The sequence below is a fragment of the Streptomyces sp. BJ20 genome (assembly GCF_022869105.1).
GTDB lineage: Bacteria > Actinomycetota > Actinomycetes > Streptomycetales > Streptomycetaceae > Streptomyces > Streptomyces griseoincarnatus.
Genome location: NZ_CP094918.1, coordinates 3,587,678 through 3,613,084, shown reverse-complemented (window position 1 = coordinate 3,613,084; position 25,407 = coordinate 3,587,678). Strand labels below are relative to the sequence as shown.

The window sequence follows — 25,407 nt, the reverse complement described above, 5'->3', positions numbered from 1 at the left end:
AGAACAGCCCCGCCGCGCCGCCCTGCAGCCCCACGCAGCCGTACAGCGCCCCTGCCGTCCTGGACCCGCACCGCGCCCGGTACGCGGCGCGCACCGCGGGCATGACGGCCTCCGAGATCCGGGCGTTGTTCTCGGTCGCGAGCAGACCGGAGGTGGTCTCGCTGGCCGGCGGCATGCCGAACCTGGCCGCGCTGCCGCTCCAGTCGCTCGCGGAGCAGACCGCGCGGATCATCGAGGAGGACGGCCTGACGGCGCTCCAGTACGCGTCGGCGCACGGCTCGCCGCTGCTGCGGGAGCAGATCTGCGACGTGACGGCGCTGGAGGGCATCGCGGCGCACCCGGACGACGTGGTGGTGACCGTCGGCTCGCAGATGGGCCTCGACCTGGTGACCCGGCTGTTCTGCGACCCGGGTGACGTGGTGGCCGCCGAGGGCCCGTCGTACGTCGGCGCGCTGGGCTCGTTCACCGCGTACCAGGCGCGGGTGGTGCACGTGGCGATGGACGGGCACGGTCTGGTGCCGGAGGCGCTGCGGGCCGCGCTGCGGCAGGCCGCGGACGCCGGGCAGCGCGTGAAACTGCTCTACACGATCCCGAACTTCCACAACCCGGCCGGCGTGACGCTGGCGGTCGGGCGGCGGGCGGAGATCCTGGAGATCTGCCGCGCGTACGACGTGCTGGTGGTCGAGGACAACCCGTACGGCCTGCTCGGCTTCGACGGGCAGACCTACCCGGCGCTGCGCTCGCTGGACCCGGACAACGTGGTGTATCTGGGCTCGTTCTCGAAGACGTTCGCGTCCGGGCTGCGGGTCGGCTGGGTGCTGGCGCCGCCCGGGGTGCGGGAGAAGCTGGTGCTGGCCACGGAGTCGGCGACGCTGTGCCCGCCCACGCTGAACCAGGCGATCGTCTCGCGCTATCTGGCCACACACGACTGGCAGTCCCGGATCGAGTCGTTCCGGGAGAACTACCGCGAGCGGCGCGACGCGATGCTGTCCGCGCTGGAGCGGTACCTGCCGCAGGGCTGTACGTGGACGACGCCGGACGGCGGGTTCTACGTGTGGGTGACGGTGCCGGAGGGCGTGGACACCAAGGCGATGCTGCCGCGCGCGGTGGCCGCCCAGGTGGCGTACGCCTCGGGCACCGGGTTCCACACGGACGGGTCCGGCGGCCGCCAGATGCGGCTGTCGTTCTGCTACCGGATCTATTCGCAGGGCGCCGGGCTTCAGCCTGGTGGTGAAGCGAATCTGCGGTTTGCTCTGGCCTCAGCTGTGGGCGCGGATCTGCACTGTTCACCTCGGTCCGGGTCGGAGCGGCCGGTTCTGCTGTTCGATGTAGTGGCTCACGCTGCTGAGTGGTGCGCCGCCGACGGACCCGGCGAAGTACGAGCCGGACCACAGGCGTTGTGCCCGCCAGTAGTGGCGGACGAGGTCGGGGAACTCCTGGCGCAGCCGCCGGGAAGAGACGCCCTTGAGGCTGTTGACCAGCTTGGACACGGCGACCTTTGGCGGGAAGTTCACGAGCAGGTGGACGTGGTTGTTGCCGCCGTTGAACTCGACCAGCTCGGCCTCGAAGTCCTCGCACACGGCCCGCATGATCTCCTCGCACCGCGTCAGGTGTCGGTCGGCGAAGACCTTGTGCCGGTACTTCGTCACGAAAACCAAGTGGACGTGCATGCGGAAGACACAGTGACGACCAGTACGAATGTTCTCATCGATACCCATAAACCAACTGTGTACCGTGATCCGTGTGCAGCTCAGGTACTCGTTCCGGGTGTACCCGAGCGCCGGTCAGCGCACGGCGCTGGCGAGGGCGTTCGGGTGCGCGCGGGTGGTCTACAACGACGCGCTGCGCGCTCGGGAGACCGCCCGCAGCGAGGGGCTGCCGTTCCCGAAGACCGGCGATCTGTCCAAGACGCTGATCACCGAGGCCAAGCAGACGCCCGAGCGGGCGTGGCTCGGCGAGGTGTCGGCGGTCGTGCTCCAGCAGTCCCTCAGAGACCTGGACACCGCGTACCGGAACTTCTTCGACGGCCTGAAGGGCAAGCGCCCGCGTATGGGCGCGCCCCGGTACAAATTCCGCAAGGACACCCGGCGGGCCGTCCGGTTCACGGCGAACGCCCGCTGGTCGATCACGGCCGGCGGGAAGCTGCGCCTGCCGAAGATCGGCGACCTGAAGGTGACGTGGTCCCGTCCCCTGCCCTCGACGCCGTCCACGGTGACGGTCGTTAAGGACAGCGCGGGCCGGTACTTCGCGAGCTTCGTCGTGGAGACCGGCCCGGAGGAGATCCTGCCGCAGACCACTCCCGGGGTGGGCATCGACCTCGGCCTCGGGCACTTCGCCGTCCTCTCCGACGGCACGAAGATCGACAGCCCGCGCTTCCTGCGCCGGGCCGAGAAGCGCCTGAAGAAGGCACAGCGCGCCCTCTTGCGCAAGGAGAAGGGCAGCAAGAACCGGGACAAGGCCAGGATCCGTGTCGCACGGGCACACGCCCGTGTCGCGGACGCCCGCCGCGAGTTCCATCACCAGCTCTCCACGATGCTGATCCGCGAGAGCCAAGCGGTCGCCGTGGAGGACCTGGCGGTGAAGGGACTCGCCCGCACGCGCCTGGCCAAGTCCGTCCACGACGCCGGATGGTCGGCGTTCGTGAGCATGCTGGAGTACAAGGCCGCCCGGTACGGGCGCGCATTCCACCGGATCGGCCGCTTCGAGCCCACCAGTCAGGTGTGCTCGCAGTGCGGCGTCAAGGACGGTCCCAAGCCGCTGAACGTCCGCGTGTGGACGTGTCAGGCGTGCGGGGCGGTCCTTGACCGGGACATCAACGCGGCGGTCAACGTCGCCAAGGCCGCCGGACTGGCGGTATCAGCCTGTGGAGCGCAGGTAAGACCGGGACTCCTCCCGGCACCGCGCAGCGAAGCAGGAACCCACCCGACACCGCAGCCTTCAACGGCGCGGTAGGCGGGAATCGCCGTCCTTCAGAGCGGCGAGGATGTCAACCGGAGCCGGACCGGATCCGCGAGGGCGTGCGCCGGCTGGCGGGGGTGCTGGAGGCCGAGCTGGCGGCCGGGAGGGACGCCGGGGGGAACGCCGGGCGCGCCCTGGCCGGTGTGGGCGCGCACCGGGCGCGGGCACGGTGCGCGCCCGCGCCGGAGGTGGCCTGACCGTGCCCGGGCGGCCCTCGGTCAGTAGGCGTCCGTGGGCACGTAGGTGCCCCAGATCTCGCGCAGGGCGTTGCAGACCTCGCCGACCGTGGCGCGGGCCTTCAGGGCGTCCTTCATCGGGTAGAGGACGTTGTCCTCGCCCTCGGCGGCCTTCCTCAGCGCGGCCAGCGCCGTGTCGACGGCCATCTGGTCGCGTTCGGCGCGGAGCCTGGTGAGGCGTTCGGCCTGCTGGGCCTCGATGGCCGGGTCGACGCGGAGGGGCTCGTAGGGCTCCTCCTCGTCGAGCTGGAAGCGGTTGACGCCGACCACGACGCGCTCGCCGGAGTCGGTCTCCTGGGCGATGCGGTAGGCGTTGCGCTCGATCTCGGCCTTCTGGAAGCCGTGCTCGATGGCCCGTACGGCTCCGCCGAGCTGCTCCGTCTTGTCGATGAGCGCGACGATCTCCGCCTCCAGGTCGTCGGTCATCTTCTCGATGACGTAGGAGCCGGCGAACGGGTCGACCGTGGCGGTGACGTCGGTCTCGTAGGCGAGGACCTGCTGGGTACGCAGCGCCAGCCGGGCGGACTTGTCCGTCGGCAACGCGATCGCCTCGTCGAAGGAGTTCGTGTGCAGCGACTGCGTGCCGCCCAGCACCGCCGCCAGGCCCTGCACGGCGACGCGCACCAGGTTCACCTCGGGCTGCTGGGCCGTCAGCTGCACCCCGGCCGTCTGCGTGTGGAAGCGCAGCATCAGCGACTTGGGGTTCTTCGCCCCGAACTCCTCCTTCATCACCCGCGCCCAGATCCGGCGCGCGGCACGGAACTTCGCGACCTCCTCCAGGATCGTGGTGCGGGCCACGAAGAAGAACGACAGACGCGGGGCGAAGTCGTCCACGTCCATGCCCGCCGCCACCGCGGTGCGTACGTACTCGATGCCGTCGGCGAGGGTGAACGCGATCTCCTGCGCGGGCGAGGCACCCGCCTCCGCCATGTGGTAGCCGGAGATCGAGATCGTGTTCCACCTCGGGATCTCGGCCCTGCAGTACTTGAAGATGTCGGCGATCAGCCGCAGCGACGGCTTCGGCGGGAAGATGTACGTACCGCGGGCGATGTACTCCTTCAGCACGTCGTTCTGGATCGTGCCGGTCAGCTTGTCCGCCGGGACGCCCTGCTCCTCGGCGACCAGCTGGTACAGCAGCAGCAGAAGCGCGGCCGGCGCGTTGATCGTCATCGACGTGGACACCTTGTCCAGCGGGATCCCGCCGAACAGCACCCGCATGTCGTCGATCGAGTCGATCGCCACACCCACCTTGCCGACCTCACCGCTCGCGATCGGCGCGTCCGAGTCATGGCCCATCTGGGTCGGCAGGTCGAACGCGACCGACAACCCCATCGTGCCGTTCGCGATCAGCTGCTTGTACCGGGCGTTGGACTCCGTCGCCGTGCCGAAACCCGCGTACTGACGCATCGTCCAGGGACGGCCCGTGTACATCGTCGGGTACACGCCCCGCGTGAACGGATACGCGCCCGGCTCACCCAGCTTCCCGGCCGGGTCCCAGCCCTCGAGGGTCCCCGGCCCATAGACCGGTTCGATGGGCAGCCCGGACTCGCCTGTTCTGGTGTTGTCCTTCATCGTCTTCCTTCCGGAGGCCCGACGTCAGCCGGCGACGGTCCAGGTGTCGTTGCCGGCGAGGAGGGCGGCGAGGTCGCCCTTGCCGTGCTGGTCGACGGCGGTGTCGAGCTGGTCGGCCATGAGGGTGTCGTAGACGGGCCGGTCGACGGAGCGGAACACGCCGATGGGGGTGTGGTGCAGGGTGTCGGGGTCGGCGAGCCGGGACAGCGCGAACGCGGTCGTCGGGGAGGCGATGTGGGCGTCGTGGACGAGGATGTCCGCCTCGTTGCCGGGGGTGACGGCGACGGCCTTCAGGTCACCGGTGGCCGGGTCGCGGACGACGCCCTTGCCGTTGTCGGCGCCGAAGCGGATCGGCTGCCCGTGTTCCAGGCGGATGACGGCTTCCTCGGCCTGTCGGCGGTCCTTGAGGACCTCGAAGGCGCCGTCGTTGAAGATGTTGCAGTTCTGGTAGATCTCCACCAGGGCGGTGCCGGGGTGGTCGGCGGCCTGGCGCAGGACCTCGGTGAGGTGTTTGCGGTCGGAGTCGACGGTGCGGGCGACGAAGGACGCCTCCGCGCCGATCGCGAGCGAGACCGGGTTGAAGGGCGCGTCCAGCGATCCCATGGGGGTCGACTTGGTGATCTTGCCGACCTCGGAGGTGGGGCTGTACTGGCCCTTGGTGAGTCCGTAGATGCGGTTGTTGAACAGCAGGATCTTGAGGTTGACGTTGCGGCGCAGGGCGTGGATGAGGTGGTTGCCGCCGATGGACAGCGCGTCGCCGTCGCCGGTGACGACCCACACGGACAGGTCCCGGCGGGAGGTGGCGAGGCCGGTGGCGATGGCGGGGGCGCGGCCGTGGATGGAGTGCATCCCGTAGGTGTTCATGTAGTACGGGAAGCGGGAGGAGCAGCCGATGCCGGAGACGAAGACGATGTTCTCGCGGGCCAGGCCCAGCTCCGGCATGAAGCCCTGCACGGCGGCCAGCACGGCGTAGTCACCGCAGCCCGGGCACCAGCGCACCTCCTGATCAGACTTGAAGTCCTTCGCCGTGAGAGTGAGTTCAGTGGCCATCGATGGCCTCCTCGAGCGCGGTGGCGAGCTGTTCCGCCTTGAACGGCATGCCGTTGACCTGGGTGTAGGAGAGGGCGTCGATGAGGTACTCGGCGCGGATGAGGGTGGCGAGCTGGCCGAGGTTCATCTCCGGGATGACGACGCGTTCGTACCGGGTGAGTACCTCGCCGAGGTTGGGCGGGAAGGGGTTGAGGTGGCGCAGATGCGCCTGGGCGATGTGGCCGCCCTGGGCGCGGATACGGCGCACGGCCGCGGTGATCGGTCCGTAGGTCGAGCCCCAGCCCAGGACCAGGGTGCGGGCGCCGTCCGGGTCGTCGGCCTGGAGGTCGGGCACGTCGATGCCGTCGATCTTGGCCTGGCGGGTGCGGACCATGAAGTCGTGGTTGGCGGGGTCGTAGGAGATGTTGCCGGTGCCGTCCTGCTTCTCGATCCCGCCGATGCGGTGCTCCAGACCCGGCGTGCCCGGGATCGCCCACGGACGGGCCAGCGTGTGCGGGTCCCGCTTGTAGGGCCAGAACACCTCGGTCCCGTCGTCCAGGGTGTGGTTGGGGCCCTGCGCGAACCGCACCGTCAGGTCCGGCAGCTCGTCGATCTCGGGCACACGCCACGGCTCGCTGCCGTTGGCCAGATACCCGTCGGACAGCAGGAACACCGGGGTGCGGTAGGCCAGCGCGATGCGGGCCGCCTCCAGGGCGGCGTCGAAGCAGTCCGCCGGCGTCCTCGGCGCCACCACCGGCACCGGCGCCTCACCGTTGCGGCCGTACATCGCCTGCAGCAGATCCGCCTGCTCCGTCTTCGTCGGCAGCCCCGTCGACGGCCCGCCCCGCTGGATGTCCACCACCAGCAGCGGCAGCTCCAGCGACACCGCCAGCCCGATCGTCTCGGACTTCAGCGCCACCCCCGGCCCGGACGTCGTCGTCACCGCCAGGGACCCGCCGAACGCCGCGCCCAGCGCCGCACCGATCCCCGCGATCTCGTCCTCCGCCTGGAACGTGCGCACACCGAAGTTCTTGTGCTTGCTCAACTCGTGCAGGATGTCCGAGGCCGGGGTGATCGGGTACGAGCCCAGGAACAGCGGCAGATCCGCCTGACGAGAGGCGGCGACCAGCCCGTAGGACAGCGCCAGGTTGCCGGAGATGTTGCGGTAGACACCCGGCGGGAACGCCGTCGCCGCCGGCGCCACCTCGTAGGAGACCGCGAAGTCCTCCGTGGTCTCCCCGAAGTTCCAGCCCGCCCGGAACGCCGCGATGTTCGCCGCCGCGATGTCCGGCTTCTTCGCGAACTTCGACCGCAGGAACGTCTCCGTCCCCTCCGTGGGCCGGTGATACATCCACGACAGCAGACCCAGCGCGAACATGTTCTTGCTCCGCTCGGCCTCCTTGCGCGTGAGGTCGAACTCCTTGAGCGCCTCCACCGTCAGCGTCGTCAGCGGCACCGGATGCACATGGAAGCCGTCCAGCGAACCGTCCTCCAGCGGACTGGCGGCGTAGCCGACCTTCTGCATCGCCCGCTTGGTGAACTCGTCGGTGTTGACGATGATCTCCGCACCCCGCGGCAGATCACCCACGTTCGCCTTCAACGCCGCCGGGTTCATCGCCACCAGCACGTTCGGCGCGTCACCGGGGGTGAGGATGTCGTGGTCGGCGAAGTGCAGCTGGAACGACGACACCCCCGGCAGCGTCCCGGCCGGGGCACGGATCTCGGCCGGGAAGTTCGGCAGCGTGGAGAGGTCGTTGCCGAAGGACGCGGTCTCCGAGGTGAACCGGTCACCGGTGAGCTGCATCCCGTCACCCGAGTCCCCCGCGAACCTGATGATCACTCGGTCGAGCTGGCGGACTTCCTTGTCGACCGCCCCCGCGACGGCGGGGGCGGTGGTTTCCACGGACATGAGTGTGTGGGCTCCTGTCGTTGCTGGACCGCGGGCGCGGGCCAGGCGCGTCACTGGGGCTGGTTGCCGTGCTTGCGTGAGGGGTGTGCCACGTGCTTGGTACGCAGCACGGCGAGCGCGTCGATCAGTCGGACCCGGGTCTCGGCGGGGTCGATGACGTCGTCCACCAGGCCGCGTTCGGCGGCGTGGTAGGGGTGCATGAGCCGGTCCCGGTACTCCTTGATGTACTGCTCGCGGGCGGCCTCGGGGTCGTCGGCGGCGGCGATCTCGCGCCGGAAGACGACGCCCGCGGCGCCCTCCGCGCCCATCACCGCGATCTCGTTGCCGGGCCAGGCCAGCGACAGGTCCGAGCCGATGGAGCGGGAGTCCATGACGATGTAGGCGCCCCCGTAGGCCTTGCGCAGGATCAGTTGGACGCGGGGGACGGTGGCGTCGCAGTACGCGTAGAGGAGTTTCGCGCCGTGCCGGATGATGCCGCCGTGCTCCTGGTCGACGCCGGGCAGGAAGCCCGGGACGTCCACCAGGGTCACGAGCGGGATGTTGAAGGAGTCGCACATCTGCACGAAGCGGGCCGCCTTCTCGCTGCCCTTGATGTCGAGGACCCCGGCGAGGGAGGCGGGCTGGTTGGCGACGATGCCGACGGTGTGGCCGTCCAGGCGGGCCAGGGCGCACACCATGTTGGGCGCCCAGGCCTCGTGGACCTCGAAGTAGTCGCCGGCGTCGACGAACTCCTCGATGACGCCGCGCATGTCGTAGGCGTGTTTCGGCTCGGCCGGCACCAGGTCGTACAGGGCCGGGGTGAGCCGGTCGGGCCGGTCGGCGCAGGGCTGTACGGGGGGCAGCTCGCGGTTGTTGGCGGGCAGGTAGGACAGCAGGTGCCGGACGTCGGCGAGGCAGCTCTCCTCGTCGTCGTAGGCGAAGTGGGCGACTCCGGAGGTGGCGGCGTGGGCGTCGGCGCCGCCCAGGTCGTCCTGGCTGATCCGTTCTCCGGTGACGGCCTTGACCACGTCCGGTCCCGTGATGAACATCTGCGAGGTGCCGCGCACCATGAACACGAAGTCGGTCAGGGCCGGGGAGTAGGCCGCTCCGCCCGCGCAGGGTCCCAGCATGACGCTGATCTGCGGGACGACCCCGGAGTTGCGGACGTTGCGCTGGAAGATGCCGCCGTAGCCGGCGAGCGCGCTCACGCCTTCCTGGATGCGCGCCCCGGCGCCGTCGCACAGGCCCACGATGGGGGCGCCGGCGGTGGCGGCCATGTCCATGATCTTGTGGATCTTCTCGGCGTGCGCCTCTCCGAGGGAGCCTCCGAAGATCCTGAAGTCGTGGGCGTAGGCGAAGACGGTACGTCCCCACACCCGGCCCCAGCCGGTGATCACACCGTCGGTGTGGGGGCGCCGGTCCTCCAGGCCGAAGCCGGTCGCCCGGTGCCGGCGCAGCCCCTCGACCTCGGTGAAGCGGCCGTCGTCGAAGAGGAGGGAGAGCCGTTCCCGGGCGGTGAGCTTGCCCTTGGCGTGCTGGGCCGCGGTGGCCTTCTCCCCGGGCCCCTCGCGCACGGCGTCCCGTACGGCCCGTAGCTCGGCGACCGTGCCGCGCCGCAGCCCGACCGGCTTGTCGTCCAAGGCGGTCATGCGCTCCTTCTTCCGGTCGTCGTGATGAACCACCGGCCAGCCTCCGCCACGGCGCTCGAAGCCGGTTGGAGCGCCGAACGCGCGGGGTCCTCCAGCGGGGGGCGAGCGGGGGTCGAGGGCGGGAGCGGACGCTGACGTCATGAGCTCCGGCACGGACGGGCGCCAGGAGGTGTCGTCTGGATCAGGCCGGCACCCCCTAGCCCTCACGGGGCATCTGAAGGCCCGTCGGCGCCCTACATTCCCCCGGGGGCACCGGCGGGCTTCTTCATGGCCCGGTCCGTCCGGTGATCGCCGCAACGGCCGGCACAGACGAAGGGACACCAACTGTGAACAGCACCTGGTTCCGGCGTTTCACCAGGGCGGCGGGGGACGGGCCGCGGCTCGTGTGCTTCCCGCACGCGGGGGGCTCGGCGACGGCGTACAGCCAGCTGGCGCGTACGCTGCCCGCGGACTTCGACGTGGTGGCGGTGCAGTACCCGGGGCGGCAGGACCGGTTCAACGAGGCGCCGCTGACGACCCTGGACGGGCTCGTCGAGGCGGTGGCCGGGGTACTGGCCCCCGAGCTGGCCGCGGACCCCGGACGGCCGTACGCCCTGTTCGGGCACAGTATGGGCGCGCTCGTCGCGTTCGAGACGGCCCGGCTGCTGCGGGAGGAGGGACTGCCCGGTCCCCAGCGGCTGTTCCTGTCCGGACGGGGCGCGCCGGACCTGCGGGAGAGCGCCCACTACCTGCTGTACGACGACGCCGACGTGCTGGCCGAGGTGCGCCGGCTGGGCGGTACCGATCAGACCATGCTGGACAACCCGGACCTCCTGGAGTTGGTGTTGCCGGCGCTGCGGGCCGACTACCGGGCCCTGGCCACCTACCGCTGGCGGGCGGGGGAGCCGCTGGCCGCTCCGGTGACCGCGCTGGTCGGGGACAGCGATCCGATGGTGACGGTCCGGGACGCGCGGACGTGGCGGGAGCACACGCGTGGCGACTTCGCCCTGAAGGTGTTCTCCGGCGGTCACTTCTACCTCGCCGACCACCTCCACCGGATAGCGGCGGTCGTCACCGAAGGGTTGCTCGCCGGTACCGCCGCCTCCTGAGCGCGCGGGGCGGCGGCCGGGCCCGGGGGCCCTGGCCGGATGTCGTCGGTTGACCCTGACCCGGGGTCAGGGTGGACGCTGACGTACATGACCACTTCCACCGCATCGTTCCGGACCGGCATGCTCCCCGTCGACGACACGGCCCTGTCCCTCACCGACACGCGCGGCGCGGGCATTCCCGTCGTCTACCTGAACGGCTCGTACTGCGGCCACCGGCCCTGGCGGCCCGTGATCTCCGAACTCGGCTCCGGCTGGCGGCACATCACGTACGACGAGCGGGCCCGCGGCCGGTCCAGGCGGTCGGCGGACTACTCCTTCGAAGCGTGTCTCCGCGACCTCGACGCCGTTGTCGAAGCGACCGGTGTGGAGCGTCCGCTGCTCGTCGGGTGGTCCTACGGCGCGGCGCTGGCCGTCCACTGGGCGGACCGGAACCCCGACCGCGTCCTGGGGGTGGTGTCTGTGGACGGCGCCGTTCCGTACGGCATCACCGGCGAGGAGGCCCGTGCGCGGATCCGGCGCCTGTTCGGCCGGATGCGGCCGCTGCTGCCGCTGCTGCGTCCGTTCGGCCTGTCCGCGCGGATGAGCGCCGACCAGCATGCCGAGATCAACATCGAGATCAACGAGATCTGCGCCGCCCTCGGGCCGGTCCTCGACCGCGCGACCTACCCGGTACGGTACGTGCTGGCCACGGGCGGCAACCTCGGCGGGGGCCGGGAGGAGATGGAGCGGATGCGGACCTCGCTCGACCCGGTGCTCGCCCGGAACCCGCACCTGCGGGTCAGCGCGAAGGTCGCGAGCAACCACTCCCGCATTCTGCGCAAGGACTTCCGGGCCGTCGCCGAGGCGGTGCGCGAGATCGCGGCCACGCCCGGCCGAGGGGCCCGCTGAGCGGATGGTGTACGGACTGACGATCGGTCAGGCGGCGGCGTTCGCCGGCGTCACGGTGAAGGCTGTGCGGCACTATCACCGGCTCGGCCTGGTCGACGAACCGGACCGCGACAGCTCCGGATACCGCCGGTACGGATCGTCCGACATGCTGCGGCTGGTCCAGGTCCGCACGCTCGCCGGCGCGGGGGTGCCGCTGGCCGAGGTCAGGGATCTGCTCGACGCCGGCCCCGAGCGGTTCGCCTCCGCCCTGGAGGACGTGGAGCGGCGGCTCAACGACCGGATCGAGGAGCTGATCGCGCGGCGGGCGGCGCTGCACCGGCTCGCCTCCGGCGACCGGCTCCTGCTGCCCGAGCGCGCCTGCACCGCCCTGGACCGGCTCGCCGAACTCGGCTTCAGCGCCGGCTACGTGGCCCTCCAGCGGGAAGCCCTGGTCCTGGCCCGGGCCCTGGTCCCGGAGATCTTCGACAGCCTCGTGGTCCAGCTCGAACGCCAGCTCGCCCATCCTCGGTACATCGAGCTGATGAAGCTCTGCCAGGACGTCGAGTCCTGGGACCCGGACGATCCGCGGCTCGAGGGGCTGGCGGCCGAACTGGCGACGGAACTGCTGGCCGACCGCGAACTGCTGACGATGCCGGCCGAGTTCCGGGCCAGGCCCGACGCCGCCACCCGCTACGGGCTGATCAACCACCACCGGGAGGACCAGGCGCCGGCGGCTGCCCGGCTGACCGAGCTGCTCGAGGCGAACCTGCGCGCGGCCGGCGTCGACATCCCGTACCAGTGACGGGCCGCCCGGGCGGGGCGACCGGGCAGGCCGGCGGGCGGGCGGCCGGGATCTCCCGGCGCCGGAGACTCCCGGGCGCCTGGTCCCCCGGCACCGGTGGCGACCCGCGCCGCCGGGGCCCGGGGGGTGCGGCGCGGCCGGCGGTCAGAGGACCGCGCCCGCCTTCGTCCTCCTGCGCAGGGCCGGCTTGCGGGACTGGGCGAGGTCGCGCCACATGTCGGACAGGCCGGTGACGGTGCGCGCCGCGAACAGCCTGCGGATGGACACCTCCTGGTCCAGCTCGGCCCGGATCAGGCCGACCAGGCGGATCGCCCGCAGCGAGTTGCCGCCGAGGTCGAAGAAGTCGTCGTCGATGCCCACCCGGTCCAGTTCGAGCACCTCGGCAAAAGCCTTGGCCAGGGCTCGTTCGGTGTCGTTGCGCGGTGCGCGGTACGTCCCGTCGTCGAACCGGGGCTCGGGCAGCGCCGCCCGGTCGATCCTGCCCCCGGCGGTCTCCGGCAGACGCTCCAGCACCATGAACAGGGACGGCACCATGGACTCCGGCAGCCATCCCGCGGCGAACCGCCGCAGTTCGTCGGCGGTGACGGTCCGGCCGGCCGCCGGGACGACGTAGGCGACCAGGCGCTGCTGGCCGGTGGCGTCCTCCCGGACGACCACGACGGACCGGGCGAGGCCGCTGTACTCGGACAGCACCTCCTCGACCTCGGCCAGCTCGACCCGCACGCCGCGCACGTCGGCCTGGGCGTCGGCGCGGGCCACGTAGTCGAGGCGGCCGCCGCTGCCCCAGCGCACCCGGTCCCCGGTCCGGTACATGAGCGCGCCGGGCGGGCCGAACGGGCAGGGCACGAAACGCTCGGCGGTCCGCCGGGGGCGTCCGGCGTAGCCGCGTGCCAGGCCGGGCCCGGCCACGTACAGCTCACCGGTCACGCCGGCGGGGACGGGTGCCAGTCCCGGTCCCAGGACGTAGAGAGCGGTGTGGTCCATCGGGCGGCCGACCGCGTCCGCGTGGCGCACCGGTTCGCCGGCGGGCAGGCGGTGGCGGGCGGCGAACACGGTCGTCTCGCTCGGGCCGTGGCCGTGGACGATGGTCAGCTCGGGGCATGCCTCGCGGACCCGGCGCAGCGCCGCCGCGGACACGCGGTCGCCGCCGGTCCAGACCTCGCGCAGTCCGGCGAGGCGCTCGGGGTGTCCCGCCGCGATCTGTGAGAAGAGGCCGGCGGGCAGCCACACGGTGGTGATGCCGTGCGCGGCTCGCGCCTCGGTCAGCGTGTCGGCGTCGAGCTGTCCCTGGGGGGCGACGACCACGCGGCCGCCGTTGAGCAGCGGGGCCCACACCTCGAGGGCGAGGGCGTCGCAGGTGTGCGGCGCGTGCCACAGGACGGTGCCGCGGCCGCCGTCCTTCCAGTGCCGGTCCAGGACGAAGCGGAGCAGGTTCCGGTGGGTCAGCGCGACCGCCGTGCCCGCGTCGGTCGATCCGGAGCCGTACAGCACGGCCAGCAGGGTGTCCGGGTGGGCGGGCGAGGGGGCCGGGGCCTGGGAGGCGGCGCTGTCGGCGGTCTCCGGGCGGAGGTCGTCGCACACGAGGGCGGGTACGTCGAGGCCGGTGGGGAGGGTGCCGGCGGTCGCCGTGTCGGTGAGCAGGAGGCGTGCCGTGCCGGTCTGGGAGCGGATCCGGTCGGCCGGGGACGCCGGGTCGACGGGCAGGTAGGCTCCGCCGGCCTTCACGACGGCCAGCAGGGCGGTGACCAGGCCGGCCGAGCGGGGCATCGCCACCGCCACGGCCGACTCGGGGCCCACGCCCCGCCGGCGCAGTTCCCCGGCGAGGCGGGCCGACCGCTCGTCCAGGTCCCGGTAGGTGAGGGCCGTGTCGCCTTCGACCAGGGCGACGGCGTCGGGGTTCCGCTCCGTCTGCCGGGCGAACAGGTCCGTGACCGTCGCCTCGGGCAGCGGGGCCAGGGTGTCGTTGGGCGCCCGGAGCACCTGGTGCCGTTCGGCGCCGGCGACGACGTCCAGCGCGCCGGCCGGCTGGGCGCCGGCGGTGACGGTGGCGCGGATGTGGGCGATCAGCTCCTCGCCGATGAAGCGCAGTTCGGCGCGGTGGTAGAGGTTGGCGGGGGCGTCGAGGCGGATGTAGAGGTCGCTGTCGGCGCTGCCGTCGGTGTAGACGCCGATCGACAGTTCCTCGAAGGTGCCGGTCGTCGCGCCGAAGTAGCGGGCCGGGCTGTCGCCGAAGCGGAGCGGCTCCACGAACTCGACGACGTTGATGACGGTGCCGAAGCTGCCGCGGCCGCTCAGGACGGTGCCGGCGGCGCGCTGGATGTCCGAGTAGTGGCAGGCGGCGTGGTCGAAGATCTCGTACGTCTCGTCGACGAGGGTGTCGGCGATGTCGGTGAAGGTCGCGCCGAGAGGGACGGCGACGCGTACGGGCACCACGTTGACGGCCAGGCCGGGGGTCCTGCTGGCCACGCCGACGCGGTTGCCGACGGCGAGCGACAGGAGGAACTCGGGGCGGTCGCAGCGGTGGCGGAAGTAGACCGCGGCGGAGGCGGTGAGCAGCTGCGACATCCACAGGCCCATGGACTTGGCGGTCTCGGTCCACGTGTCGGCCTCGGCCCGCGGGACGGTCAGGGTGCGGCTGACCATGCCGATGGTCTCGGCCACCTCCGACCAGCGGTCGGCGCTGCTGAGCGGTTCGGACAGCGCGGAGCGCCGCTCGTCGGACAGGGCGACGCGGGGGACCTGCGCGGGCGCCGGCGCGTCCTTGAGGTAGTCCCGCCAGAAAGCCGTGTCCTCGGTGTACCGCTGCGATCCTCGGTACTCGACGGCCTCGGCCGCGAAGGACTCGGCGTCCCACGGGTGGGGCAGCTCGGGGACCGGCTCGCCGCGCACCAGGGCGGTGTAGACCTCGGCGAGGCGCCGGGAGAGCAGGCCGCCCGCGCCGAACCCGTCGGATATGAGGTGGTGGTAGGCGATCACCAGGAGGGAGCGGTCGGCGGCGAGCCGGACCACGCCCAGCCGGAACAGCAGGTCCCGGCCCAGGTCGAACGGCTCGCGCACCAGGTCGGCGAGCGCGTCGCGGGCCGCCTGCTCGGGGTCGGCCTCGGCGCTCAGGTCGAGGTGGAAGGGCCGCCACTCCCCCAGTTCCCGGGGTACGAGCCGCAGTTCGCCGTCGTGCTCGGCGAAGTTGACGCGGAGCACTTCCGCCTCGCCCATGACGTGCCGGAACGCGGACCCCATGACGGCCGTGTCCAGTTCCCCGGCCACATCCCACAGGGTCAGCGCGTGATTCGGCGTGTCGGGAGCCATGTGCTGCGCCCGCCACATCCCCTCATGCGCAGACGACGCACCGAACGAAGGCACACAGATCAACCCCTCAGCAGACAGGCCCGGGTAACGGAAGAATTCACAGATCGCCCCCATCTTCCGGGGGGTGTCGCGGCCGTACAAGACAACTCGGTGCCCGGCGGGACGGGCCGCCCGGGGCCTCGCGTGTCCCGCCGGCGGGACACGCGAGGCCGGCGGTCCGGCGCCCCCGGGGTGCGGGGTTCACCGTGTGGCGCGGTCGTTCAGCGGGTGCCGCGGCCCGCCAGCGAGGTCGTGACGTGCTCGGCGATCAGGCGGGGGGTCGGGTGCCGCAGCACCATGTTCGCCCGCAGTCTGAGCCCGGTGGACGCGGTGAGCCGTTTGCTCAGCTCCGCCGAGAGCATCGAGTCGAAGCCGATCTTCAGGACCTCCTCGTCGGGGTCGACGGCCTGGTCGGCGGAGCGGCCGAGGACGACGGCGACCCGCTCCAGGACGTGGTCGAGGACGAGGGCGCGCGCGTCCTCCTCGCCCAGGCCGGCGATCCGCTCCGACAGGGGGACGAGGGTGTCGTCGGCGGCGGGGGGCTGCTCCGTCGCGGGCAGCTGCGCGGTGGGCGCGGTGTGCGCGGGGTTCAGCCAGTACCGGCGCCGCTGGAACGCGTACGTCGGCAGGTCCACGCGCCTGCGGGTGGTGAACAGGGCGGACCAGTCGACGGACCCGCCGTGGACGTGGAACTGGGCCAGCGAGCCCAGGACGGTCTCCACCTCGTCACGGTCCCGGCGCGTGGACGACAGGACCAGCGCGTCGGCCGCGTCCTCGACGGTCTCCTGCACCGGGACGGTCAGCACGGGGTGCGGGCTCATCTCCACGAACACCCGGAAGCCGTCCTCGGCCAGCCGCCGCACGGACGTCTCGAAGACGACCTTCCCGCGCAGGTTGTCGTACCAGTAGCCGGCGTCCAGCCGCGCGGTGTCGGTCTTCTCGCCGTACAGGGTCGAGTAGAAGGGCAGCTTCGAGGTGCTGGGGCTGACGCCGGACAGCGCGGCGGTCACCTGGTCGCGGACCCGGGCCACGTGGTGGGAGTGGGAGGCGTAGTCGACGGATATCCGCCGGGCCTGCGCGCCGTCGGCCTTCATCTTCTCGACGAACTCGTCGAGCGCGTCCGGTTCGCCGGACACCACCACCGAGCGGGGGCCGTTGACGACGGCGACGCTGATCCTCCCCTCCCACGGGGCGAGGCGCTGCTCCACGACGTCGGCGGACTCGGCGACCGAGGCCATGCCGCCGTGGCCGTTCAGATCCACGAGGGCCTTGCTGCGCAGCGCGACGACCCGGGTGGCGTCCCGCAGGGACAGCGCGCCGCTCACGTACGCGGCGGCGATCTCGCCCTGGCTGTGGCCGACCACCGCGGCCGGCTCCACGCCCCAGGACCGCCACAGGGCGGCCATGGACACCATCACGGAGAACAGCGCCGGCTGGACCACGTCCACCCGGTCCAGGCCCGGCGCCCCTGCCGTGCCGCGCACCACGTCGAGCAACGACCAGTCGACCCATTCGGCCAGGGCGTCGGCGCACGCGTCGAGGGACTCGGCGAAGACCGGGAAGGCGTCGTACAGCTGCCGTCCCATGCCCGCCCACTGCGAGCCCTGGCCGGGGAACACGAAGGCGACCGGGCCCGTCCCGGCGGCGGCGACGCCGCTCACCACGGCGGTGGACTCCGCGCCGTCGCCGAGCGCCGTCAGACCGTTCAGCAGTTCGTCCTGGTCCCGGCCGAGCACCACCGCGCGGTGTTCGAACGCCGTCCGGCCCGACACCAGGGACCAGCCGGCGCCGGCGAGGTCCAGGTCCGTGCCGGCGGCGACGTCGCGGAGCCGGCCCGCCTGTGCGCGCAGGGCCGCCGCGCTCCGGCCCGACAGCACCCACGGCACGAGTCCGCCGCGGACGCCCGCCCCGGGCCCGTCCGCGTCCGCCCGCTCCTCGTCCGCCCGCTCCTCGGGAGGTGGCTCCTCCAGGACGACGTGCGCGTTGGTGCCGCTGACGCCGAAGGAGGACACACCGGCCCGCCGGGGAGCGTCGGCGCGGGTCCACTCACGGCCCTCGACGAGCAGTTCGACGTCGCCGGAGGACCAGTCGACGTGCGAGGTGGGCGCGTCCACGTGCAGGGTCTTGGGGAGGTATCCGTGGCGCAGGGCCATCACGGTCTTGATGACGCCGCCGACTCCGGCGGCGGCCATGGCATGCCCGAGGTTCGACTTCAGGGAGCCCAGCCACAGCGGCCGGTCCTCGGACCGGCCCTGCCCGTAGGCGGCGAGCACCGCGCCCGCCTCGATGGGATCGCCGAGGACGGTCCCGGTGCCGTGGGCCTCGACCAGGTCGACCTCGCAGGGGGCGACGCCGGCGCTGGCCAGTGCCTTGCGGATCACCGCCTCCTGGGCGCGGCCGTTGGGGGCGGTCAGGCCGTTGCTGGCCCCGTCCTGGTTGACGGCGCTGCCGCGGACGACGGCCAGCACCGGGTGCCCGTTGCGGCGGGCGTCGGACAGCCGCTCCAGCAGCAGGACGCCCACGCCCTCGGCCCAGCCGGTGCCGTCGGCGCCGTCCGCGAAGGCCTTGCACCGGCCGCCCGCCGACAGGGCGCCGAGCCGGGAGAACTCCACGAACATCGCGGGCGTCGAGATGACCGACGCCCCGCCGGCCAGCGCGAGGGAGCACTCCCCCGAGCGCAGGGACTGCACCGCCATGTGCAGGGCCACCAGGGACGACGAGCACGCCGTGTCCACGGACACCGCGGGTCCCGTCAGGCCCAGTTGGTAGGCGACCCTGCCGGAGGCGACGCTGAGCGCGCTGCCGTACAGCAGGTAGCCCTCCAGCTCCTCGGGGCTGTTGTCCAGGAAGCGCCAGCCGTACTCGGAGGAGCTGACGCCGGAGAAGACGCCGACGTCGGAGCCGCGCACCTCGGCGGGGACGATGCCGGCCCGTTCGAAGACCTCCCAGGACGTCTCCAGCAGCAGGCGGTGGTGCGGGTCGACCGCCAGCGCCTCGCGGGGGCTGATGCCGAAGAACTCGGCGTCGAAGCCCGCCACGTCGCTCAGGAACCCGCCCTGGCGGGTGTGCGAGTGGCCGGCGGTGCCGGGGTCGGGGTCGTACACGTCGCGCCAGCCGCGGTCCTTGGGGAAGTCGTCCACGACGTCCAGGCCGCCGCGCACCACGCCCCACAGGTCCTCGGGCGAGGACACGCCGCCCGGGTAGCGGCACGCCATGGCGACCACGGCGACGGGCTCGCCGCGGCCGGCCTTCATGGCCTCGTTCTCCTGCCGGAGGCGGTCGCGCTCCTCCAGCAGTGTGCGGAGCGCCCGCTGGACCCGGTCCGCGCCGTCCGCTGTGCGATCCGCGGAGTTGGTCATGTCTCTTACCTCTTCTCGTCCAAGGCCAGGTCGACCAGTGCTTCCAGATCCAGGTCGGTCAGTACGTCCACGCCCGCGTCCGCCGCGGGCGTGCCGTCGTCCGCCGGGTGCGGGGTGTCCGCGCAGGCCAGGACCAGGTCCAGGAGGCCGGCGGCGCGCAGGCCGGCGACCGACACGTTCCGCAGCGCGTCCCGGATCCGCGCGTCCTCGTCCCCGTCCGCGTCCGTGCCGGTGTCCGCGGCCGGGCGCAGCAGGCCGTGCAGGTGCTCGCTCAGCTCGCGCGGGGTCGGGTAGCTGAAGACGAGGGTGGTCGGCAGGCGCAGGCCGGTCGAGGTGGCCAGGCGGTTGCACAGTTCGACCGAGGTCAGCGAGTCGAATCCGAGCTGGGTGAAGGCCTGGTCGACGTTGACGGCGGCGCCGGAGGGGTGTCCGAGCACGACGGCGACCTGGTCGCGGACCCAGTCGAGGACGGCGGCCAGGGCCTCGTCGGCGGGCAGGGCGGCCAGCCTGGCGACCAAGCCCTGGGAGCCGCCGTCCCCGGCGGTGTTCGCCCGGTCGCGGCGCGGACGGCCGCCGCCGGCGAGGTCGCGCAGCAGCGGCGGCACGTCGCCGCCGGTCCTGCCGCGCAGCGCGGCGACGTCCACCCGGGCCGGCACGAGGACCGGCTTGTCGAGGGCGCACGCGGCGTCGAACAGGGCCAGTGCCTCGGGGGCCGGCATCGGGGCGATGCCCATCCGGCGCAGGCGGGAGAGGTCGGCCTGGTCCAGGTCCCCGGTCATGCCGCGGCTCTGTTCCCACCAGCCCCAGCACAGTGAGGTGCCGGGCAGGCCGGACGCCCTGCGGCGTGCCGCCAGAGCGTCCAGGAAGGCGTTGGCGGCGGCGTAGTTGGCCTGTCCGGCGGTGCCGAGGGTGCCGGCGAGGGCGGAGAACTGCACGAACGCCGACAAAGGGCGGTCCCGGGTCAGTTCGTGCAGGTTGAGCGCGCCGCGGGCCTTGGCGGCCAGGACGTGGTCGAGGCTCTCGGCGGTCAGCGACTCCACGGTGCCGTCGGCCAGGGTGCCGGCCGCGTGGACGACGGCCGTCAGCGGGTGGCGGGGCGGCATGTCCGCGAGCAGGGCGGCCACGGCGGCCCGGTCCGCGACGTCGCAGGCCACGACGCGGACGGTGGCGCCCGCGCCCTCCAGGTCCGCGACCAGTTCGGTGACGCCGTCGGCCGCCGTGCCGCGACGGCCGGCCAGGACGAGGCTGCGTACGCCGCGTTCGGCGACGAGGTGCCGCGCCACGACCGAGCCGACCCCGCCGGTTCCGCCGGTGACCAGCACGGTGCCGCCGCCGAGGGTGTCGCCGGTCTCCAGGACCAGCTTGCCGACGTGCCGGCCCTGGCTCATCTCGCGGAACGTCCTGCGCGCGTCACGCACGTGGCGCACGGTGATCGGGCTCAGTCGTATCCGTCCGTCGGCGAACAGCGCCATGACCTCCTGGAACATGGCGTGGATGGTGTCCGGGCCGGATGCGTAGAGGTCGAAGGCCCGGTACGTCACTCCGGGGTGGTCGGCCGCCACCCGCCGGGGATCGCGGATGTCGGTCTTGCCCATCTCCAGGAACGTGCCGCCGCCGGGCAGCAGGGTCAGGGAGGCGTCGACGAACTCGTGCGCGAGGGAGTTGAGGACGACGTCCACGCCGCGCCCGCCGGTGGAGTCCAGGAACTTCCCGGCGAACTCCAGGTCGCGGGAGGACGCCAGATGCGCGTCGTCGATGCCCAGGGCGCGCAGGGCGGGCCACTTGGCCGGGCCGGCGGTGGCGTAGACCTCGGCGCCGACGTGCCGGGCGAGCTGGACGGCGGCCATGCCGACCCCGCCGGCCGCGGCGTGGACGAGGATCCGCTGTCCCTTCCTCAGCTCGGTGGCACGGAAGAGCGCGTAGTAGGCGGTGAGGAAGGTGCACGGCATGGACGCGGCCTCGGCGTAGCTCCAGCCGTCGGGGACGGGGACGAGCATGCGGTGGTCGGCGACGGCCACGGGGCCGAAGGCGCCGGAGAAGATGCCGGTCACCCGGTCGCCCGGCGCGAAGCCGGTCACGTCGTCGGCGACGTCGAGGACGACTCCGGCGCCTTCGCTGCCGAGCCCGGCGTCGATGGCCGTCCGGTCGATCAGCCCCAGGGCGATGGTGACGTCGCGGAAGTTGAGCCCGGCGGCGTGCACGGCGATGCGGACCTGCCCGCTGCTCAGGGGCTCGTCCACCTCGGGGCAGGGCACCCAGGTCAGGTTCTCCAGGGTTCCCCTGTCCGGGATGCCGAGGCGGTGGGCGCCGTCCGCCGGCGGCTCGATGCGGTGGTCCGCGGGCGCGGCCGGCGCGAGGCGGGGGACGAGGGCCGTGCCGTCGCGCAGGGCGAGCTGGTCCTCGGGGAGGGCGAGGGCGTCCGCGAGGCGGGAGCGGGAGGTCTCCTCGTCGTCGATGTCCAGCAGCCGGAACCTGCCGGGGTGCTCGGTCTGGGCGGAGCGGACCAGGCCCCACACGGACGCGCCGGGCAGGCTCTCGACGCTCTCGCCCGTGCCGGTGTCCTGGGCCAGGCGGGTGAGGACGACCAGGGTGGAGTCGGCGAGCGGTTCCTCGGCGAGGAAGCGCTGGAGGAGGGCGAGGACGTGCTTGTCGGCGTCCGCGGCCGCGGTGAGCGGGTCGGGGCCGTCGGTGACGATGTCGTCCAGGCACAGGACGAGGTGCCCGGGCGCCTGCCCCGTCAGGACTTCGCCGAGGGACTGGTGGAGGGGGACGCGTTCGTCGCCGGCCGCCACGAGGCGGGCGGCCTGTCCGTCCTTCGCGCCGAGTACGCCCCAGGTCCCGCGTAGGGTCTCGCCCTCGCCCTGCCGGGCGGGCCGCCAGAGCAGTTCGTACAGCGACCGCTGCTGTCCGCCGTGCGCCGCGTGCACCTGCTCGGGGCCGGCGGGGCGGAACGTCAGCGCCTCGACGCGCGCGACGCGGCGGCCGCGCTCGTCGGCGAGCGTCAGGGACACGACGCCCTCGGCGGCGGCGGTCAGATGGACGCGTACGGTCGCGCCGCACGCGCCGGGCGCGTGGACGCCGGACCAGGAGAAGGGCATCCAGCCCTGTCCGCCGGTGACCGGGACGGCTCCGCCGGCCACGGCCGCGTGCAGGACGGTGTCCATCAGCGCCGGGTGCAGGGTGAACCCGGCGCCGGCCGCCTCGGCGCTCTCGGGCAGGGTGGCGAGGGCGAACAGGTCGTCGCCGCGGCGCCACACCTCGCGCAGTCCGCGGAACGCCGGGCCGTAGTCGAAGCCGGCGTCGGTGAAGCAGTCGTAGAGGTCCTCGGTGCCGATGCGCTCCGCTCCGGCCGGGGGCCAGGCGGCGGGCGCGGGTCCCTCCTCGGCCCCGGCGGCCGGCGTGTCCGGTGACAGGGTGCCCGCCGCGTGGCGGGTCCAGCCGCCCTCCGCCGGGCCGTCCTCGCCGGGACGCGCGTACACCTCCAGCGAGCGGCGGCCGGCCTCGTCCACCGCGCCGACGACGACCCGTACGCGCACGTCGCCGGTGTCGGGCAGGACAAGGGGTACGGCCAGGGTCAGTTCCTCGACCGTGGCGCACCCCACGTGCTCGCCCGCCGACAGCGCCAGGTCCAGGTAGGCGGTGGCCGGGACGACGACCGCGCTGAACACGGCGTGGTCGGCGATCCAGTCGTGGGTCCGCAGGGACCACAGGTCGGTGAAGACCACCTCGTCGGTGCCGGGGTGCTCCACCACGGCGCTCAGGAGGGGGTGGCCGGGGGCCGACAGGCCGGCCGAGGTGACGTCCGCGGAGCGCTGTCCGGCGAGGAAGTCCATCCAGTACCGCTGCCGCTGGAACGCGTACGTCGGGAGGTCGACCGGCGGGCGCGGCCCGAACAGGGCGGTCCAGTCCACCGGCACGCCCCGCACATGGAGCCCGGCGAGCGCGCCGGTCAGCGCGTCGGCCGCCCCACGGCCCTTGCGCGAGGTGGAGAGGACCACCGCGTCGTCGACGCCCTGGCCGGCGAAGGCGTCCTTGAGGAGGCCGGCGAGCGTGGAGCCCGGACCGACCTCGACGAAGACGTCCGCTCCCGCCTCGCGGGCCCGCTCCACCGCGTCGTGGAAGCGCACGGGCTCACGCACGTGCCGCACCCAGTGTTCGACGGACGTCAGCTCCTCGAGCGTGGCCTCGCGGCCCAGGCGCGTCGACACGATCGGGACCGACAGCTCGCCGTCGGCGGGCAGCGCGCCGAGGGTCTGGGCGAACTCGTCCAGGACCGCATCCATGAGCGGGGAGTGGAAGGCGTGGTCGACCGGGAGCAGCTTCGCGGACCTGCCGTCGGCGACGAGCCGGTCGCGCAGGTCGTGGACCTGGTCGCGCAGGCCCGCGAGCACCACCGACTCGGGTCCGTTGACGACGGCGAGACCGACCCGGGTGTACGGGGCGAGCAGCGTCTCGGCCTCGGCGAGCGGGGCGCGTACGGCGAGCATGGCGCCGGGCTCGGTGACGGCCTGCATGACGCGTCCGCGGGCGGCGACGAGCCGGGTCGCGGTGCCGAGGTCGAGGACGCCGCAGACGTGGGCGGCGGCGATCTCGCCGACGGAGTGGCCGATCAGGCGGTCGGGCCGGGGGGTGTACCGGGTGAGGAGGCGGTACAGGGAGACCTGGAGGGCGAACAGCGCGGGCTGCATGACGTCGGTGCGTCCGCGTCCCTCGGGCTCGTCGGCGAGGAGCAGGGGCTTCAGGGCGAAGGGGAGGTGGGCGTCGAAGTGCCGGCAGACCTCGTCGAGGGTCCGCGCGAAGACGGGGAAGGTGTCGTACAGCTCCCGCGCGACGCCGGTCCACTGGGCGCCCTGGCCCGGGAACAGGAAGACGCGCTCGCCGGGTTCGCCGGCCTCGCCCCGTACGACGGCGGGGGATTCGTCGCCGTCGCCGAGCGCCGTGAGGGCGTTCAGCAGGTCGTCGCGGTCGCGGCCCACGGCCACCGCACGGTGCTCGAACGACGTCCGGGTGGTGACCAGGGACGCGCCGATGTCGGCGAGGTCCGCGTCGGGGTCGGCGGCGGCGAACGCGCGCAGCTTGTCCGCCTGCGCGCGCAGCGCCTGCGGCGAGCGCGCGGACAGCACCCACGGCACGGGGCCGCCGGTGGCGGCCGGGGCGGGGCCGGCGGTGGCGGAGCGCTGCCCGGGCCCGTCGGTGTCGGCGGCCGGTTCGGGCTCCGGCTCGGGGGCCTCCTCGAGGATGAGGTGGGCGTTGGTGCCACTGGCCCCGAAGCTGGAGACGCCGGCCCGGCGGGGGCGGCCGGGTGTGCCGGGCCACTGCCTTGCCTCGGTCAGCAGTTCCACCGCGCCGGCCGTCCAGTCCACGTGGGTGGAGGGGCGGTCCACGTGCAGCGTGCGGGGCAGGACACCGTGCCGCATCGCCATGATCATCTTGATGATGCCGCCGACACCGGCGGCGGCCTGCGTGTGACCGATGTTCGACTTCAGCGAGCCCAGCCACAGCGGTTTGTCCGGCTCGCGGTCCTGTCCGTAGGTGGCCAGCAGCGCCTGCGCCTCGATGGGGTCGCCGAGCGTCGTGCCGGTGCCGTGGGCCTCCACCGCGTCCACGTCGGCCGCCTGGAGCCGGGCGTTGGCGAGGGCGGCCCGGATGACGCGCTGCTGGGCGGGTCCGTTCGGCGCGGTGAGGCCGTTGGAGGCGCCGTCCTGGTTGACGGCCGAGCCGCGGATGACGGCCCAGATCCGGCGTCCGTTGCGACGGGCGTCCGACAGCCGCTCCAGGACCAGCATGCCGACGCCCTCGGCGAAGCCGGTGCCGTCGGCGGCGTCGGCGAACGCCTTGCAGCGCCCGTCGGCGGACAGGCCCCGCTGCCGCGAGAACTCCCGGAACACCTGCGGCATGCCGACGACGGTCACCCCGCCGGCCAGGGCCAGGCCGCACTCGCCCTGCCGCAGCGACTGCACCGCCTGGTGCACCGCGACCAGCGACGACGAGCACGCGGTGTCGGTGGACACCGCCGGACCTTCCAGGCCCAGCGTGTAGGACACCCGGCCCGAGGCGACGCTCAGCAGGGAACCGGTCTGCGCGTAGCCCGAGATGGCCTCGGGGGTCGTGAAGTGGTTGCCGTAGCCGAAGTAGGCGAGGCCCGCGAACACACCGGTGTCGCTGCCGCGCAGCTTCTCCGGGTCGATGCCGGCCCGCTCCAGGGACTCCCAGGAGGTCTCCAGGAGCAGCCGCTGCTGCGGGTCGGCGGCCAGCGCCTCGCGCGGGTTGATGCCGAAGAAGTCGGCGTCGAAGTCGCCCGCGTCGTGGAGGAAGCCGCCCGAGCGCGCGTAGCAGCTGTTCGGCCGGTCGGGGTCCGGGTCGTAGAGGTTCTCCAGGTCCCAGTTACGGTCGTCGGGGAAGTCCGACATGACGTCCGCGCCCGCCCGCACCAGTTCCCACAGCGCCTCGGGGGACGCGGCGCCGCCCGGGAAGCGGCAGGCGACGCCCACGACGGCGACGGGTTCGGCGGCGGCCTCCGTCACCTCCTTGAGGCGCTTGCGCGTTTCGAGCAGCTCGATCGATGTCCGCTTCAGGTACTCGAGAACATCGGCGTTGTTGTCGTTGGTCATCGT

At 73.0% G+C, this 25,407-nt stretch carries 12 protein-coding genes and 1 pseudogene; 5 read left to right on the top strand and 8 right to left on the bottom strand.

Features of this window, described 5'->3' with window-relative positions:
* Positions 1 to 101 precede the first annotated feature (101 nt).
* A pseudogene (locus tag MTR79_RS16280) lies at positions 102 to 1,073 on the top strand (PLP-dependent aminotransferase family protein); the annotation flags it as partial.
* A 213-nt stretch (positions 1,074 to 1,286) separates the two neighbouring features.
* On the opposite strand, the gene tnpA reads toward MTR79_RS16280, so the two are convergent.
* Positions 1,287 to 1,718, bottom strand: a complete 432-nt coding sequence (tnpA, locus tag MTR79_RS16275; protein ID WP_244790889.1) for an IS200/IS605 family transposase — start codon at positions 1,716 to 1,718, stop codon at positions 1,287 to 1,289.
* A gap of 25 nt (positions 1,719 to 1,743) precedes the next feature.
* On the opposite strand from tnpA, the gene MTR79_RS16270 reads away from it, so the two are divergent.
* Positions 1,744 to 2,952 (top strand): transposase, encoded by a 1,209-nt coding sequence (locus MTR79_RS16270; protein ID WP_244790887.1) that lies wholly within the window; start codon positions 1,744 to 1,746, stop codon positions 2,950 to 2,952.
* A gap of 224 nt (positions 2,953 to 3,176) precedes the next feature.
* Here MTR79_RS16270 and MTR79_RS16265 read toward each other — a convergent pair whose 3' ends face one another.
* From MTR79_RS16265 to MTR79_RS16250, 4 genes are read right to left on the bottom strand one after another with little or no spacing between them, the layout of a single operon-like run.
* On the bottom strand, positions 3,177 to 4,766 hold the full coding sequence (locus MTR79_RS16265; RefSeq protein ID WP_244790885.1) for a methylmalonyl-CoA mutase family protein: 1,590 nt from the start codon (positions 4,764 to 4,766) through the stop codon (positions 3,177 to 3,179).
* 24 nt (positions 4,767 to 4,790) lie between these two features.
* The gene (locus MTR79_RS16260; protein WP_244790883.1) at positions 4,791 to 5,816 is read right to left on the bottom strand and encodes a 2-oxoacid:ferredoxin oxidoreductase subunit beta; all 1,026 of its coding nucleotides are present in this window, start codon (positions 5,814 to 5,816) and stop codon (positions 4,791 to 4,793) included.
* Positions 5,806 to 7,704: a 2-oxoacid:acceptor oxidoreductase subunit alpha gene (locus MTR79_RS16255; protein WP_244790881.1), complete on the bottom strand. Its 1,899-nt coding sequence runs from the start codon at positions 7,702 to 7,704 to the stop codon at positions 5,806 to 5,808. The genes MTR79_RS16260 and MTR79_RS16255 overlap by 11 nt, the downstream gene beginning before the upstream one ends.
* Positions 7,705 to 7,754: 50 nt before the next feature.
* Complete coding sequence (locus tag MTR79_RS16250; RefSeq protein ID WP_244790879.1) at positions 7,755 to 9,332, bottom strand: acyl-CoA carboxylase subunit beta; 1,578 nt, start codon at positions 9,330 to 9,332, stop codon at positions 7,755 to 7,757.
* A 326-nt stretch (positions 9,333 to 9,658) separates the two neighbouring features.
* Between MTR79_RS16250 and MTR79_RS16245 the strand changes: the two genes are divergently transcribed.
* The 3 genes from MTR79_RS16245 to MTR79_RS16235 all read left to right on the top strand — a co-directional run bounded on the left by MTR79_RS16245 (position 9,659) and on the right by MTR79_RS16235 (position 12,089).
* Positions 9,659 to 10,420, top strand: coding sequence for an alpha/beta fold hydrolase (locus MTR79_RS16245; protein ID WP_189366368.1), 762 nt, complete (start codon positions 9,659 to 9,661; stop codon positions 10,418 to 10,420).
* Between the two features lie 87 nt (positions 10,421 to 10,507).
* Positions 10,508 to 11,308, top strand: coding sequence for an alpha/beta fold hydrolase (locus MTR79_RS16240; RefSeq protein WP_244790878.1), 801 nt, complete (start codon positions 10,508 to 10,510; stop codon positions 11,306 to 11,308).
* A 4-nt stretch (positions 11,309 to 11,312) separates the two neighbouring features.
* A complete protein-coding gene (locus MTR79_RS16235) occupies positions 11,313 to 12,089 on the top strand; it encodes a MerR family transcriptional regulator (protein ID WP_244790877.1) in 777 nt (258 codons plus the stop codon).
* A gap of 144 nt (positions 12,090 to 12,233) precedes the next feature.
* On the opposite strand, the gene MTR79_RS16230 is transcribed toward MTR79_RS16235, so the two are convergent.
* The 3 genes from MTR79_RS16230 to MTR79_RS16220 form a co-directional block, all read right to left on the bottom strand.
* Positions 12,234 to 15,509 (bottom strand): non-ribosomal peptide synthetase, encoded by a 3,276-nt coding sequence (locus tag MTR79_RS16230; RefSeq protein WP_189366369.1) that lies wholly within the window; start codon positions 15,507 to 15,509, stop codon positions 12,234 to 12,236.
* A gap of 146 nt (positions 15,510 to 15,655) precedes the next feature.
* Complete coding sequence (locus tag MTR79_RS16225) at positions 15,656 to 18,793, bottom strand: type I polyketide synthase (RefSeq protein WP_244790875.1); 3,138 nt, start codon at positions 18,791 to 18,793, stop codon at positions 15,656 to 15,658.
* 5 nt (positions 18,794 to 18,798) lie between these two features.
* The gene (locus MTR79_RS16220; RefSeq protein WP_244790873.1) at positions 18,799 to 25,404 is read right to left on the bottom strand and encodes a type I polyketide synthase; all 6,606 of its coding nucleotides are present in this window, start codon (positions 25,402 to 25,404) and stop codon (positions 18,799 to 18,801) included.
* Positions 25,405 to 25,407: the final 3 nt, after the last annotated feature.